Below are 15,236 nucleotides of genomic sequence, written 5' to 3'. Positions count from 1 at the left end.
AATAACTAAAGTAGACATTGATTTATTTTTGTACATCCTTCTGCCGAATGAATTATTTCCAGAGTTAAATAATCGAAAGTTATAGATAATTTTGAGCGATATGGCTAACTAGAGACATGAAATTAGGAGCATCTCACTTGAATCTTGTAAAGATATGTCTAGCTTTAGTACGCAGGGTTCAATAGATATATTAAGATTTTCAATGCAAAGTTTTGTATTTGGTATCTTGTATCTTTGAATCTGTAGATGGTTTCTCAAAATATAATTTTTTGAATGTTAAGATTCCTACTTTTTAGAAAGTTGAGAATTTTGTTATTGAATAAAAAATACAGGCAGAGATAAAATTAACTTTGCCTGTATGATAATTTTTAGATAAATCTATCAAACAAATTTATAAACCAGCTAATTAAATAGCTTTATATGCAGTAACACCAGATTATTGCACATCTAAATTACCCGCAGTATCAACATCTAATTCTTCTCGACGAATGGTGTCTTGTGCTTCCACAATGTCCTGTTCTATTATTTTTTTCACCCGGACTTCTTCACGCACAAAGGCTTCTTTCTGTATATCAGGCGTTTCTTCGTACACTTCTATGCGTGCTACTTCTCCTTCTTGAAACTTAAGTTCATTGGGATTTACAATCTTTCCTGCTTCTGTTGGCGTAACTCGCTCAATCAAAACTCGTTCTTTTTGAACGGGTACTGTAACGCTTACAGTTTCTGTTTCAATATGCTTACCAACCGTGACTTCTCCGGTTTTGATGCGCTGTTTATTGGCAATTAATCGTTCTTCATAGAGTTTAAAAGTTTGATGAGATTGCTCATTCAATCCATATAAATTGGGATTTTCTTGGTAATTGTATGTATCGCGATCGGAAGTCACACCGCTAGTTGGAGAACGAAATACACTACGTACCTTTTCTTCGTAATCATTATTAACGATCGCATCTTCTGTATGATCGGGTAAACCTTCTATTTGCTGTCTGCTCAACCCATCAACATAGACGCGTCTTTCTAGATAACTGATCCGGCAAAGACCAGTTGGTAGTAAGATTTTCTTGTTAACAAAATCTAAGCTGATATCAATAATTAAATAGCGGAAATGACCATCATCATCAACTAAAACGTCAGCAACTGAGCCAACTCTGTCCCCACCCTCAGTATAAAGATCCAACGCTTTGAGATCGTCTCCGCCAAAAGTATCTCGATAATTTGGGTCAAAGCGTTCAAGTTTATGAAGAGGCATACGCTGTTCCTAAGTTGTTTATAAGGTTTATTAACGAGTGTAAAAAATATTGAGCTAAGTATCCTCCTGCTGGCGACTGAGTTTAATGGAAATATTTGAGGATTTATATTATTAGGGGAATACTCAAGTGAAACAGTCCTGCGTTTTAAGGGGATTGGGCAATCTCATCTGCGTAAGTCCTAATTAAGAGCCAATACTGAAACAATGGGAATAGAAACTACAGAACCATGCAGATTATGAGTGAACTTCCAAATAGTCTTGAAGATGCGATCGCCCAATCTCGTGTAGCCGTTCAAGCTGCCCTTGCAGATGGCTGTACTCGCTTACAAGTTGAGTTCCTATTCCCAGAACTGAAGTTTATGCCGATAGCGGAACAATTTCTGCCGGCGTTTACAGATTATGATTCCCGTTTGAAGATTTTCTTTGCTGACGCTGGGGCTGCGGCCCTAGCCCGACGTGATTGGGTAGATTCGCCATTTCAAATTTTGGATATTGGTACGGGTAGGGCTGCTTCTTTGCAGACAAAAATTCAGCCAGAGGATGAAATTTTCTTATTCATCGCCCCCACATCGGTAGAAGTGCCGCAGTTGGAAAAGCTGTGTGAAGTAATAGGCGATCGCCCTTTAGTTTTGTTAAATCCCCGTTTAGAAGATTCTGGAACCGTGGGCATTGGTTATACAGCCAGAAAAATCCGCGATCGTTTTATCAGTACCATTGAATCTGCCTATTACGTGCGCCCCATAGACGAGCAAAGTGCCCTATATCGCTGCTACCCAGGACAGTGGGAAGTTTGGCTGGAAAACAAAGGGGAATATCAAAGAATTGCCGAATTACCCACAAAACCATCAGGTGATGATTTGGATCTGATTGTTTTAAAAGGACAACCGCAAACAACAACAGATGCGACACCTGCGAGAAAACCCAGTGTATTTAAGAGTTTGCAACGATTTTTAAAAGCATTGAGTAGTTAGGATAATGCAGAGGTAGCAGAGGTAGATTTTATTATCTGCTGCCTCCTAAGCAGTTTTACACTTGATTTAATCCGCATTCCTACAGAAGGGATTATGGTCGGGATCAAACTTTGGAGAAGAATATATAATTAATTTTACTTAAGTACTTAGAGGACTATCCTATGACTATTGATAATAATAGCTTTAGCCAAAAATTCACAAAAGAGAACGCTCCAGAAGCTATAGTTCTTGCCGCTGGTCGTGGAAGTCGTCTGCGTCCATTGACAGACGATATACCAAAGCCATTATTAAAAGTGAAAGGCGTTTCACTTATTGAACGAGTGATTAAGAATGCAAAGCAAATAGGCATTACTAGATTTCATGTAGTGGTAAGATACCTTCAAGATAAAATAATTGAATGCCTTGGCGATGGAGCTAAGTTAGGTGTTCATATTGATTACGCATATCAAAGTGAAGAATCAATTGGAATTCCTGAGAAAGGGTTGCGAGCTGGCCTTGCGGTAGTTAAAAGTGATTTCGTATTTTGTTTTTGTGGAGATGATCTAATAAAAGCGTCTCATTTACAGCAGCTAAAGGCTATGCTCGACAGTAGTTTTGAAGGAGTTTTGTTAGTGAAGACAGTTTCCGAGACAGATTTACCAAGAGTCGCGTTAAACGAACGAATGCAAATAATAGGAGTGTCTAATGAAAAATCTGCTCCGATACTAATTTATAACTTTGGAATTCGGAGCAAACTACTACGGAAATGGATGGATATTTCCACTCAATTTAATGAGCCGCTTATCTATTCATTGGAACAGATAATATATGCCAATAAATTGGGCGCTGTTAATTCTGACAATTTGATTACAATCAATACTATCGAGAATTTAAACCAAGCAGAGATGCATTGTGATTCTGCAAAATGAAAAAGAGAGAATCTATGTTATATGTTATTCCTATTGAATCATACGATCAAAGATATACTGAACAATGGAATCGATGGTTCCCAGCATATCTCGATTCTCAAAATATTCCGCATAGAGTTATTTATGGAAATACTGAAATTGCATCGTTGAATGAAGAAGATGTATTAGATTTATTTGGTACACACCGATATAAATACGATCAATTAAGCCAGATCGTCTCTCTTATCCAATCCGGTGAGATCACTGATGGCGATATTATCTTTTTTCATACACTTTGGTTTACAGGGATAGATTCTTTGCAGTACATAAGGCAGAGTCTGGGAATCAATTTCAAACTCGTTGGAGTGTTGCATGCTGGCTCTTATGATCCGTGGGATTTTCGAACAAGATATGGTATGAGGTCATGGGCAATATACCTTGAACGTTCATGGCTCGCTTTTATCGACAATATACTGGTTTCGTCAAAGTTCCATAAGAGTCTTATTCTGGAAAGTATTAATATACCCGAGGAGAAAATAAAAGTTGTTAGATTACCCATTGTTGTTGCTGAGATATTGGATGGGCGTAAGAATAAGAAGAAAGAGGACATAGTTGCTTTTCCGCATCGGAATGTGCCTGAAAAAGATCCAGATATAGTGAATCGCCTCCGACAAAAATTGCCGAACGTAAAGTTTGTACAAACACGAGAAATCTGTAACACAAAACAAGACTTCTACGATCTTTTGGCTAAATGTAAAATCTGTATCAGTAACTCATTTCAAGAAACATTTGGATACTCAGTGATAGAAGCTACAGTATTGGGGTGCATACCACTTGTCCCCGATCGCCTATGCTATTCTGAAATGTACCCTGATGAATTTCGTTTTCAAAATGAAAGTGATCTAGTAGAAAAGATAGAATATTACTTGAACAACTGGTCTGATCCAAGAGAAAGCAAAAGTATAAGTAAATTGATTGTCGAGTGTGATAATGCTGTGCACGACATAATCGAAGTAGTTCTCTCGTGTGCGTAAGAGAAAATCTCATAATAACGATATGGTAAATGAGAATATAACTCGGCTCGAAATAATTGGCCATATCGGAGTTGAGGAGCATATACTGATAAATCCGCCAGTCAAATACGGAACGAATGTTGTTTCTAAAGAGCTTGCAATAGAAATCCTTGAACGTACAGTAATGATAGGAGGGGCTGCTGCATTTGGTTATTTGACAACGCTAGAACTTGGTGCTCAAGCTTCAATTTTTACTTGTGTTGGTAGAAATGATCTATTTGCAGAGAAAATCATTAGGACGTTAAATAAAAACTTGAATTATAGCAACAAATATATTCGCAAAGAACTCACTAATTACTTTTTATCCATTTGGGATAAAAATTCAAAACAAAAACAACTATATTTCCATATTGATTCGGACTTATCTATAGATGACGTAAAAAACATAGAGAAAACTGAATCAGATGCACTATTACTGTTTGGCTTAACTCAACCATCAACTACTATTGAGATTCTGAAGCGTTATAAAAAATTTGGAATACCTGTAAGTTTTGTCCCGAATCAAACAATTATAGAGTATAGACAGGATCATGAATCTATACTTTCCCAAATTAAGTTATTGTTTGTAAATCAAGCCGAAGCCTTGAACTTTACTAAAACCTCTAGTATTGACGAAGCTATCAAAGTCTTGATTAGACTGATTCATACTTACCCGTCAATAGCCGCAATATGTGTGACGCAGGGCGATCAGTGCGTACTTCTTATTGAGCAAGAACACTCAGTAAAAAAAATCAGATTACCAAACAGAATTGAGTTTACACTTGGAGGTGGCGATGTATTTGCCTCCGCAGTAACAACTATGTTCTTTTCTGGTGAAAATATTGAAATAGCGTGTCACAAATCAACAAGTATAATCAATGCTTTGCTTGAAACATTGAACCCTTTTAGCAGTTATAACCCGCTAGTACTTCAATAAGGCATTGACAGAGAGGTAAAATAGTGTTTCGTAAAAAAGTGCCGTGTACTTTCAAGGTATCGAAAAATTAGAAAGATCAGCAAACCCTCGACAGCGCAATGCGATTGCCCAGTACGGCCTGTTTTTTTACTGTTGAGGACATTTTCTCTAGTTCAAAAGTTCGAGACTTTCTTCGCCGCCTGATTTTGCCCAAGTTTCCATATTTTTTGTTGTATCGTATTTTAGAAGACGAGCGGATTCATATTTTGAATGCATATCGATAATTAATAAACTGTCCCACCGCAGTATGAAATTCAGAAATAGTTGAAGTACCGATGAAACTTTTAACTTCAACCGCTATTATTTGTCCCTCTCTTTCTGCCGCAATAATTCTCTCTGCTCCCAAATCGATGTACATATCGGTAATATTTTCTATACGAATTAGCAAAGGGTCATGAGTAATTCGCCATCCGTCCTTTTGTAATGCCGATTTCACAACATGGTGAAATTTATCTCTAGCTGACATCAACTATTTTTTCAGCCTGTATGAGCATTCTAAATATATTTTGCCAAAATTAGGGGAAAAAAGAGAAGTGAGGAATTTTACTATTAACTCCTCACTCCTAACTTTTTTAATTTGTTTGTAACGGCGCATTCAAGACTTTATCGATGCGATCGCGCGTTTCTAATAAGTGCGCTTTGGTGTATTCATCCTCGGAATTAACTCCTTTAAGTTTTTCATCAAGCTGTTTTAGTTTATACCATGCCAAAGTACGAGCATCTTCTGGAACATTTTCTTTTCGCAATACCATACTAGTCAAAATGTCCAAATACTGACGCTGCAAGCCTCGCCGCAAACTGGCGATCTTCATTGGTTTACCTTTTGGTTTGATGACTTCCGTCCAAATATCTGATTGTAAAGTGTCAAATAGTTCTGGTAGAGTCAGTGCTTTTCCTTCGGGAGTTTTGAGTTCAATATCTTTGAGACGAGAGAGGCGATCGCTTGAGAGTAAATCTCGCAACACAGAACCCTGCATCAGTAACACCAAGTCATGAATGGGAAAATCCAAACGACCGACTTGTGGAGAACTACCCCAATGTCGCCAACGAGAAGGTGCTAATTTATTCAGTAATTCTGGTGAAAAATTGAGGGCATCTTCTGCAAATACATATTTTTGTAGCGTTTCTAAAGCTTGCCGTTGTTCTTCAACAGGTACTGGTACAAATGGTAAACGGTGTTGGGTGACTCCAGAGACTTTCTCAGAAGGTATTTCGCTGGGGTGAATGCGGTAGAAAGATTGTCCCCCGATGTATTTTGTGGTGTAATATATTTGCTGAAAATAGTTACCCAATACTGTACTAAAACGTTCGCTGACATCGCTGTAACTATCACCAGCCATTGGGAAACGCTTATCCAGACGTTCCCACATCACCCGCGAATTATTCAATTGCCACTGAGAATAAAGCAGCACATTAGAGCTGTTATCCCAAGCATCAGCTGTGGGGTCGAGGTCATACACATCTTCATCTGTGGAATAACTTAACTCTGGCTTGTAGGATTGTGCAGCAATTTCCTCCAAAATTGGCTTTTCTGCTAGAGGGGTTGATGTTTGAATTGTTGTGTAGCCGTACTTAATTGCCCATTCATCATAAGGCCCCACCATACTCGGAAAATAATCTCCTTGTTTTGTACCTTGAGGGGCGATATTTGGGGGAATATAGTCCATGACAGAAGTTGTCAGACCTTTATTTTTGGTAATTTCGATATTATTCATCTCCTGTGGTGGTAGCAGGGTACTACCACGGAAGTTATGACGTAAACCAAGAGTATGTCCAACTTCGTGAGCGATGATTAAACGTAAATATTGATTAATATATGCTTTTACCTTGTCTGGAGTAGCCATAGTATCAGGCAGCAGAGACATTGCCAGTGAACCAAAGGCAAACTGGTTAGCAGCTTCCATGCCATAGCATAAATCGTACTCGCCTGCCATTTTCGATAAACGATTCAACAACCCCTCTTGTCCTTGCATCTTCTGGGGGACACCATTGTTTTTCCCATCTAAACCATTGGCGCAAAGTAAACGATTTTGCATCAAAGCTGATAAAGTCGTGCGATTTTCTGTTTGGCTGGGTTGGACGATTTTGCGATATTCACCCTTGAGTGCCCGGATAAAGCTAGCATCTACGAGAATATCTGCATCCAAAATTTCCCCTGTCAATGGGTTAACGCGAGATGGCCCCATTGCAAAGTAGCCATCGACTGTGTTTATCCAGCGAATTGTGTTGTAACGAATATCTGCCGGGTCCCAGGTAGCATCATCTGGCATTTGGCGGACTTCAATTGCATCCTTGAATCCAGCTTTGAGAAAGGCTTTGTTCCACATGAGAATGCCTTCTTTCATGGCATCGCGGTATTCTAAGGGTACAGCGTTATCAATCCAGAAGACAATCGGTTTTTTGGGACGAGAAATGGCTGCTTTCGGGTCTTGTTTTTCTAAATGCCAGCGATTGATGTAGCGGACAAAAGAATCGCCGCGATCGTCGTCTTTGGATAAATCTTGATAGGCGGTGATGAAATAGCCAACGCGATCGTCAGCAAGGCGCGGTCGATAATCTAGATCGGGTAGTTGGGAGAGGCTGTAGTGAACGCGCAGGGTAAAACCACGGTTGTCAGCTAGCGACCCAAAGTTTGCCGCTTCACTGTTGGGTTCAGCACTATCAGAGTAATTCAAAATTGATTCGACTTCTAAGTTTTGAGGAAAGGCTTTAGCAGTCCCAAAATAGGACTGGCTTGTGCTTTTTGGAACTCCTAAACCTACAGATAATCCAGCTAAGTCTGTGAGTAACAAATCTTCTAAGTCAATGAGAATAGTTTTGCGTTCTGGATGAATGCTTTTAATGGGAATGGTATAGAGAACAGAATCACTAAACGATCGCGTCAGCGATCGCACTTGGGGATCTCCCTCACGAGTGCGAAAATTCACATTGCGGATGACAAAGTGTAATTTATCATCTACCCGTTTGAAATAAAATAAAAAATCTTGCAGAGGCATACCACTGTAAATACCTCGTTCGCCAATTCCCGATTCCAGGGTTGCCGTAGCTAGGTAATTTTTATTAAGTTGTTCTGGCTTAATTTCTAAATAAATCTTATTCTTTTCTTTATTACGATAAAGGGTAAACAATCCCCCAGATTTTTGGGTGTTTTTAATTACTTCGTTAAATGGCTCTAAATCATCCTTTGCTGCTGGTTTCGCGGTAGTACTAGGCTTTGCGTTTGCTTTCTCTAAGGCGTTTGCAACTTGTAAAAATGGTTGTTGACCTGCTTGTTTCAGGTTTTTTACTATCCAAATAAACGGTTGAGGCTGTGCGTGTTTATTTTGATTAACTACCCAAACTTGATTTGATGGTAGCCTCTGTTTCTGAGGAATATTAATATTATTTAATGATAAGGTTGAGATTTTCGTTGAAGAAGTTTCTGTCGATAACTGACTATTGAACTTCTCTCCACTTCTGACTGTTACCACATTTTCTCCAACAATATGCTTGGCTGTATCAACATTGTTAACAAACGGTGACTTAGCGCTAGCTGTCGCTATGCCTAAAAATAAACTATGTAACAAAATCATATAAAAGGTTAATCTGTTCATCGCATTCATTACCTGATAACTATCTTTCGTTAATTTTTAACTTTTGCAAAGCCATATAGCCTGCCCTATGGCGATTATCTTAGCTGCTTTATATTAAGCAATAAACTTTCAGCTTAAATTTTCATTGCCATTTTTCAGCTTTGTTGTGCTGTTTTAATGTAGGATTTTTTCTAACAATTGCATCTTCTACAAACAGTAAGTATGATTTTTACATCATACTCAGAAATTTATTGGAGAAAAAGTATCACAAATTAGCTAAATCATAGAATTAGTTGAGCGGGAAAATAATTTTGAAGTTAACACTTTATTTACATTATGAGAGGAAGCTTAAGGCTACTACAGGTGAGCAAGAAGCCGCCATCCAAAAACGCCGTTGGCAAATTCATCAGAAGTAGCCTGCCCTAAATATCGTCAACTCATGATTTTTTTACTATAGTATTTATTTATACTATTGATTATTGGGAATGCAAAGCCAACTGGCATAAAAAAGTTTTTAATTCAGGATTATCAAAAACAGTTATTTAAATGTAACAACGGAAACAAAAATGTCAACATATTTATCTCAAGTTTGGCAGCTGCTGAGAAATTATGTGAGGGGTACAAGGTTACAAGAGATGCCAAAGGCCACATCCCTAGAAACTGAAGCAGTTTTACCTCTAGGAAAAAATATTAAAGAACCAGACAAAAGCGTTAGATTAGCTCAAGATAATTTGCAAGAATATTTATACTCTGCAAGACTGCAAAAAAGCTTAGAAAAATGGACAGTACCAAAGAACGGTTTGAGTTCTCAGATAGACGATCGCACATTGGGCACTTTATCCACTGGGTTTTGCTTTAAAGTATGCGATCGCCAGATGCATGAAGAGATTTATGATTTATTAGGCAATGCTGCCCTGAAACCGGAGATAGTCAAGCAACTAATGGAATTGGTTGTGACTGGTCAAAAAATTCGTCTAGAATTGCTTTTTCGGCGGCTAGAAGATTTTTATCGTCGCTGGTGTCAGGGAGAATTTATCGATGGCACACCAGATGATAACCTGCCTCAGCAAACAAAGTTAAAGCTAGCGACACAAAATATTGCGATCGGGTTGAGACAGGTAGACATATATACAGGGCTGAACGTACTGATTTTATTACTAGAGTTACACCGTTACGCCCAAGGGCAAGATGAACTCAAACAAAAAATCAACTTTTACCCATCTGCCCAACCGGACACAGACAATTTTTTCACATCCCAACTGCTGCGGATTATCAATTATAGCGATGCCCTGGAAATTGGCAACTTTAGCAGTATAGTTGGACAATTCCTCAAAGGCGGCAACTTTAGGGGTGCTTACCTGGGCGATGCCAACCTTACCGGAGCAGACTTTAGCGGTGCCGACCTTAGCCTTGCTTATCTTGGCGATGCCAACTTAACTGGCGTAAATTTCAGCGGTGCCAACCTTAGCGGTGCTAACCTCGGCGATGCCAACCTCAGCGGTGCCAACCTCAGCGGTGCTAACCTTAGCTGTGCCGACCTCAGTAGCACCAACCTCAGTGGTGCTAACCTTAGCTGTGCCAATTTTAGCCGCGCCGACCTCAACCGCGCCGACCTTAGCAATACCAACCTGAACCGCGCCGACCTTAGCCGCGCCGACCTGAACCGTGCCGACCTTAGCAGCACTAACCTCAGCCATGCTGACTTAAATAACGCCATCCTTTTCGGTGCAAATCTGAGTGAAGCCAACCTTAATAGCGTCAGCTTTAGCCATGCCGACCTTTGCCGCGCCGACCTCAGTGGTGCTGATTTGAGTCATGCCATCCTCAACGGTACTAACCTCAGTGATACAATTCTTTTCAGTACCAACCTCAGCAATGCTATCCTGGTTGCCGCAGACCTCAGCTATGCCAAACTTAATGGTGCCAAACTTAACAATGCCAGACTTAACGGTGCAATGTTCTTAGGTGCCGACCTCAGCGGTGTAGACCTGAGTCGGGTGATTCTTAATGAAGCTGACCTTAGCGGCGTGATTCTCAACGACGCCGACCTCAGTGGTGCTGACCTCAGCGACGCCATCTTGTTTGGCACAGACTTCAGCTATGCCAACCTTAACAGTGCTAACCTCAGTGGTAGTAACCTCAGTGGTGCTATTCTCAACGGCGCGGATCTCAGCCATAGCAACCTCAGTTACGCCATTCTGGGTGGTGCAGACCTTAGCGACGCCAATCTAGAAGAGATGATCTGGGGTAAAAAGCAGCAGTGGGAAGGTGTGCGGGGATTAGAAACAGCAGTTAATGTACCAAAGGCGTTGAAGGAAGAACTGGGACTAAATTGAGATGAGCAAGATTTTATACTAAACTTTAAAGAGCTAATACATTTATGTATAGGTTTCTCTCCCGAAGTAGAAAGCCCCCAGACGAATCCAGGGGCTTGGGTAATTTTGGTTGCGATCGCATAACAACAATAGGCGATCGCAATCTGCGGTAAATGCACTCTCAAATACTTAATTAATTACGGTGATTATTGCTGTAGTGAACCCTTGTACCAGCCCAAAGCAACTTCTCCCGTAGCGTCTGATAGTAGGAATTGTTCTCGCGCAAAATAATAAATTTAGCCCGACACTCTGCCATCCGCACATCAACGCGGTGTCCGGGCCAAATAGAAGTCCCTAAAACCCCATCTGTCCACAGCTTGGTACTCAAATCGTAATCCCCCAAAGGCCAAATGCTCACCACAGAACCAGGGGGTAAAACGAGGGGACGACTAGAAAGACTCATTGCACAAATAGGAGTAATGGTAAGCGCCTCCATACCATCATGCATAATTGGCCCATTCGCAGAAACGGTGTAACCTGTGGAACCTGTAGGAGTGGAAATAATCAACCCATCCCCGACATATTGATCGACTACCTCACCATCGATTTCCATTTCCAGAATTGAGGTGATCATTCGGTCAGCGGAGGCGGGTTTGACACAGAATTCATTCAAAGCCAGGTAACGTTCGCTCACTGGTTCTAAATTAGATCCATGACCCTCATACACCGCAGCTTGTAACATCATCCGTCGTTGGATAGCATAACGATCCTCAAACAGCCGATCCCAAACTTTCTCTGTATCCTGAAACTCTTCCACTGACTCAGTTAAAAACCCCAGATGGCCTCCTACATTCACTCCCAGAATTGGGATACCAGCTGGGGCTAAATGTCTGGCACCAGTTAAAACAGTACCATCGCCACCGAGTACCAAAGCGAGATCGATTGGTTGACCCGCCGAAGCCAAAAAGACTGGATAAGGGTTGTCTTTCGGCCCGCTAGGCCCCATCAACACTTGGCAATCGCGGCTTTCTAGTTGTTTCGCACAGATTTCTGCCCATTGTTTACTCCGGGCATCCCGCGCTTTATAAGCAATGATTATCTGCTTGAGTTGCACGCACAATTACCACTTCAGGAGATTAAACTGCTCCATATCGACGGTATCGCGGTTGCGATAAATGGCCAGCACGATCGCTAAACCCACCGCCGCCTCGGCTGCGGCCACGGTAATCACAAATACTGTGAAAACCTGACCCTTAATTAATGTTGAGTCGAGGAAGTTGGAAAATGCCATTAAATTCAGATTAACAGCATTAAGCAGTAATTCAATTGACATTAGCACCCGCACAGCGTTGCGGCTAGTAATTAAACCGTAGATGCCAATGCAGAATAAAGCTGCTGCTAGTAATAAAAAGTACTGGAGTTGCATGAATCTGAGTATCCCTCCTGAAAAAATCTGGCTGTTTATCTGCGACTCAGGTTGCAAATATTACTCTTTTGTTTCGCTGGTTGTTGATACTAGTTCTCTGGGGCGTTCTTGCAAAGTCAAAACAGTTTGCCCCAGTTTGGATGGTGTCAACAGGTCTGGCAAATACTCGCGGCGTGCCAAAATAATTGCTCCTACCATTGCTATCAGCAGCAAAATGGAAGCTAGTTCAAAAGGCAGTAAAAAGTCAGTGAAGAAATGTTCTCCAATTAAAACTATAGAACTTTCGCCACCCGCCACAGGAGCAGCTGAGTAAGCCCAGGGAGTAGCCAGCACCATCGTACTTAAAAGACCAAACAATCCTACACTGACTACACCTGTAAGTGCTTTCCGCACCCAAGAGTTGGGAAATGCTACAAAATTCTGCCGCTTGTTCACCAACATAATGGCAAACAAAATCAGCACGTTAACCGCCCCAACGTAAATTAGTATTTGTGCAGCTGCAACAAAATCAGCATTTAGCAACAGGTACATTCCCGCTATGCTGATAAACACACCCCCCAGCAAAAAGGCAGAATAAACGATGTTGGAGAACAGCACCACACCAATGGCTGCCCCAATCATCATCACGCCCAGTATGCCAAGTGATACTAACTGTACTCCTTCTGCTAGATTCACTGTTTTTTGTCCTTAGTCAATTGTCATTGGTCATTGGTCATTGGTCATTGGTCATTGGTCATTAGTTATTAGTCAAATAACAAAGGACAAATGACAATGGACAAATGACATTTATTTTTCTGCTTGTTCTACCAAGTCTTCTGGACGCGCACCTGCACGTGGCGCATCTGCGGGCAGTGCATGTGGTTCGAGGACGCCTTTGGGTAGGTAAACTAGTTCGCGCAGTGGTGTCACCATTGGATCGTCTGTTACTTTATACGGCAGACGACCTAGCGCTACGTTGTCATAGTTCAATTCATGGCGATCGTAAGTGGAAAGCTCATACTCTTCTGTCATCGATAGACAGTTAGTGGGGCAAAATTCCACACAATTACCGCAAAAGATACAAACTCCAAAGTCAATGCTGTAGTGGTTGAGTTTTTTCTTTTTGCTGGCTTTGTCGAATTCCCAATCTACTACAGGTAGGTTAATTGGACAAACGCGAACGCAAACTTCGCAAGCGATGCACTTATCAAATTCAAAATGAATCCTACCGCGAAACCGTTCGCCAGGAATTAGTTTTTCGTAAGGGTACTGTACAGTAATTGGACGCCGCCGCATGTGATCGAAGGTGACAGAAAGGCCCTGACCAATGTAACGCGCAGCTTGTACTGTTTCTTTGGCGTAATCGCCAACTTGTTTTAGGAACTTTAGCATTGTGCTTCACTCTCTCTTTTTAAGCTATCAGCGTTATTTGTCCTTTGTCCTTTGTCCTTGGTCATTAGTCATTAGTACAAATAACTAACGACTAATGACTAATGACTAACCACCAAAAGCAAAGGGAAAGGCTAGTTTCAGGGCGGCGGTTAATAGGAGATTAACCAAACCAACTGGCAACAAAAACTTCCATCCTAAATCTAACAGTTGGTCAATCCTTACCCGTGGCACTGTCCAGCGCAACAGGATGGCGACAAACACTAGTAAATAAGCTTTGAACACAGTCATGGTGATACCCAAAGCCGCAGTTACTATCTGGAACACGGGATTTAATTCACTAACTCCCAGCCAACCAGCGATGAGGTTGAGGGGAAGGGGAAAGTCCCAACCGCCCAGGTAGAGAATTGCTACTAGTAAGGAAGAAAGGATTAAGTTAACGTATGAACCCAGGTAGAACAGACCAAATTTCATGCCTGAGTATTCAGTCTGATAGCCTGCGACGATTTCTTCTTCCGCTTCGGGTAAGTCAAAGGGTAATCGTTCGCATTCAGCGAGGGCAGCTATCCAAAAGATCAGAAAACCAATTGGTTGTCGCCAAATGTTCCAGCCCAGAACGCCGTAGCCAGACTGCTGATTGACAATATCAACGGTGTCGAGGCTATTAGACATCATAGCGATCGCTAATACCGCTAACGCCAAAGGAATTTCATAACTAATAGATTGCGCTGCTGCCCGCAAGCCCCCTAAGAGGGAATATTTGTTATTAGATGCATAGCCAGCCATCAGCAAGCCAATGGGTTGAATGCTTGACAAGGCAATCCATAAGAATACGCCCATGCCCACATTACTAATTACGATATTCTGTCCAAAGGGCACAATCAGGAATGACAGAAATACCGGAATTACAACAATAATGGGGCCGAGGGTAAACAGCCAGGGATCAGACTTGGCTGGTACTATATCTTCTTTAAATACCAGCTTTAGACCATCCGCTACAGGTACTAGCAACCCAAAAGGCCCTTGGTATTCTGGCCCAATTCGCTGCTGTGCAGAGGCAGAAATTTTCCGTTCTAGCCAAGTAGCAACTAATACCCCCACTGTTGCTCCAATCAGCATCAGTATCATTGGCAGTGGCATCCAAATCGCTTTAGCTGTTCCTGCTGGTATACCTAAATCCCGGAGGGATTCAATAAAAGTTCCTTGGAGGTCAATTCCTGAATTCATGTTTGGTGCTCTTTAAGACATAGAGTCATGGTGAGTTACAACTATTAGTTAAATTAATACCTGTAAATTCACCCATTTTTAATTTTTGCTGTGATGACGCTCGATTGAAGATTTGTTGCCAATTCCCATGCCTAGTATATCGTTGGATGGTTTGACCACCCTGAAGCGAGATGAGAATTCTACTTATGGTTGG

At 41.2% G+C, this 15,236-nt stretch carries 12 protein-coding genes and 1 pseudogene; 5 read left to right on the top strand and 8 right to left on the bottom strand.

Translation table 11 applies throughout. From position 1 onward, the window contains the following. Positions 1-436: 436 nt before the first annotated feature. Positions 437-1,249 (bottom strand): DUF2382 domain-containing protein, encoded by an 813-nt coding sequence (locus tag RMY32_RS11490; protein ID WP_322713735.1) that lies wholly within the window; start codon positions 1,247-1,249, stop codon positions 437-439. A 236-nt stretch (positions 1,250-1,485) separates the two neighbouring features. Between RMY32_RS11490 and RMY32_RS11485 the strand changes: the two genes are divergently transcribed. From RMY32_RS11485 to RMY32_RS11470, 4 genes are all read left to right on the top strand, one after another. After that, complete coding sequence (locus tag RMY32_RS11485) at positions 1,486-2,220, top strand: DUF1995 family protein (RefSeq protein WP_322713734.1); 735 nt, start codon at positions 1,486-1,488, stop codon at positions 2,218-2,220. 161 nt (positions 2,221-2,381) lie between these two features. Then, complete coding sequence (locus RMY32_RS11480) at positions 2,382-3,128, top strand: NDP-sugar synthase (protein ID WP_322713733.1); 747 nt, start codon at positions 2,382-2,384, stop codon at positions 3,126-3,128. Between the two features lie 14 nt (positions 3,129-3,142). Further along, entirely contained in the window at positions 3,143-4,141 is a 999-nt protein-coding gene (locus RMY32_RS11475) for a hypothetical protein (protein ID WP_322713732.1), read from the top strand. Beyond that, positions 4,134-5,096: a carbohydrate kinase family protein gene (locus RMY32_RS11470; RefSeq protein WP_409882762.1), complete on the top strand. Its 963-nt coding sequence runs from the start codon at positions 4,134-4,136 to the stop codon at positions 5,094-5,096. Before RMY32_RS11475 ends, RMY32_RS11470 begins: the two co-directional genes overlap by 8 nt. Positions 5,097-5,340: 244 nt before the next feature. On the opposite strand, the pseudogene RMY32_RS11465 reads toward RMY32_RS11470, so the two are convergent. Both RMY32_RS11465 and RMY32_RS11460 read right to left on the bottom strand, forming a co-directional pair. Beyond that, positions 5,341-5,601: pseudogene (locus RMY32_RS11465) on the bottom strand (element excision factor XisH family protein); the annotation flags it as partial. A gap of 106 nt (positions 5,602-5,707) precedes the next feature. Next, positions 5,708-8,728, bottom strand: coding sequence for a zinc-dependent metalloprotease (locus tag RMY32_RS11460; protein ID WP_322713730.1), 3,021 nt, complete (start codon positions 8,726-8,728; stop codon positions 5,708-5,710). Positions 8,729-9,273: 545 nt separating this feature from the next. Here RMY32_RS11460 and RMY32_RS11455 point away from each other — a divergent pair. Next, positions 9,274-11,043, top strand: coding sequence for a pentapeptide repeat-containing protein (locus tag RMY32_RS11455; protein WP_322713729.1), 1,770 nt, complete (start codon positions 9,274-9,276; stop codon positions 11,041-11,043). A 172-nt stretch (positions 11,044-11,215) separates the two neighbouring features. Here the strand turns inward: RMY32_RS11455 and RMY32_RS11450 are convergent, their stop codons facing one another. The 5 genes from RMY32_RS11450 to nuoH all read right to left on the bottom strand — a co-directional run bounded on the left by RMY32_RS11450 (position 11,216) and on the right by nuoH (position 15,043). Continuing rightward, complete coding sequence (locus tag RMY32_RS11450) at positions 11,216-12,136, bottom strand: NAD(+) kinase (protein ID WP_322713728.1); 921 nt, start codon at positions 12,134-12,136, stop codon at positions 11,216-11,218. 6 nt (positions 12,137-12,142) lie between these two features. Then, positions 12,143-12,448: an NADH-quinone oxidoreductase subunit NuoK gene (gene nuoK, locus RMY32_RS11445; protein WP_006199065.1), complete on the bottom strand. Its 306-nt coding sequence runs from the start codon at positions 12,446-12,448 to the stop codon at positions 12,143-12,145. A 60-nt stretch (positions 12,449-12,508) separates the two neighbouring features. Continuing rightward, positions 12,509-13,123, bottom strand: a complete 615-nt coding sequence (locus RMY32_RS11440; protein WP_322672193.1) for an NADH-quinone oxidoreductase subunit J — start codon at positions 13,121-13,123, stop codon at positions 12,509-12,511. Between the two features lie 111 nt (positions 13,124-13,234). Next, on the bottom strand, positions 13,235-13,819 hold the full coding sequence (gene ndhI / locus RMY32_RS11435; RefSeq protein WP_322713727.1) for an NAD(P)H-quinone oxidoreductase subunit I: 585 nt from the start codon (positions 13,817-13,819) through the stop codon (positions 13,235-13,237). 105 nt (positions 13,820-13,924) lie between these two features. Then, positions 13,925-15,043, bottom strand: a complete 1,119-nt coding sequence (gene nuoH, locus RMY32_RS11430) for an NADH-quinone oxidoreductase subunit NuoH (RefSeq protein WP_322713726.1) — start codon at positions 15,041-15,043, stop codon at positions 13,925-13,927. Between the last annotated feature and the right edge of the window lie 193 nt (positions 15,044-15,236).

It is taken from the genome of Nostoc sp. ChiSLP03a (assembly GCF_034531215.2).
Taxonomy (GTDB): Bacteria; Cyanobacteriota; Cyanobacteriia; order Cyanobacteriales; family Nostocaceae; genus Nostoc.
The sequence above is the reverse complement of the archived record's forward strand: the minus strand, read 5'-3'. Positions and strand labels throughout refer to the sequence as shown.

Coding starts and splice junctions, on each gene's coding strand:
- RMY32_RS11490 (WP_322713735.1), bottom strand. CDS start 1,249: ATGCCTCTTCATAAACTTGAACGCTTTGACCCAAATTATCGAGATACT.
- RMY32_RS11485 (WP_322713734.1), top strand. CDS start 1,486: ATGAGTGAACTTCCAAATAGTCTTGAAGATGCGATCGCCCAATCTCGT.
- RMY32_RS11480 (WP_322713733.1), top strand. CDS start 2,382: ATGACTATTGATAATAATAGCTTTAGCCAAAAATTCACAAAAGAGAAC.
- RMY32_RS11475 (WP_322713732.1), top strand. CDS start 3,143: ATGTTATATGTTATTCCTATTGAATCATACGATCAAAGATATACTGAA.
- RMY32_RS11460 (WP_322713730.1), bottom strand. CDS start 8,728: ATGAACAGATTAACCTTTTATATGATTTTGTTACATAGTTTATTTTTA.
- RMY32_RS11455 (WP_322713729.1), top strand. CDS start 9,274: ATGTCAACATATTTATCTCAAGTTTGGCAGCTGCTGAGAAATTATGTG.
- nuoK (WP_006199065.1), bottom strand. CDS start 12,448: ATGCAACTCCAGTACTTTTTATTACTAGCAGCAGCTTTATTCTGCATT.
- ndhI (WP_322713727.1), bottom strand. CDS start 13,819: ATGCTAAAGTTCCTAAAACAAGTTGGCGATTACGCCAAAGAAACAGTA.
- nuoH (WP_322713726.1), bottom strand. CDS start 15,043: ATGAATTCAGGAATTGACCTCCAAGGAACTTTTATTGAATCCCTCCGG.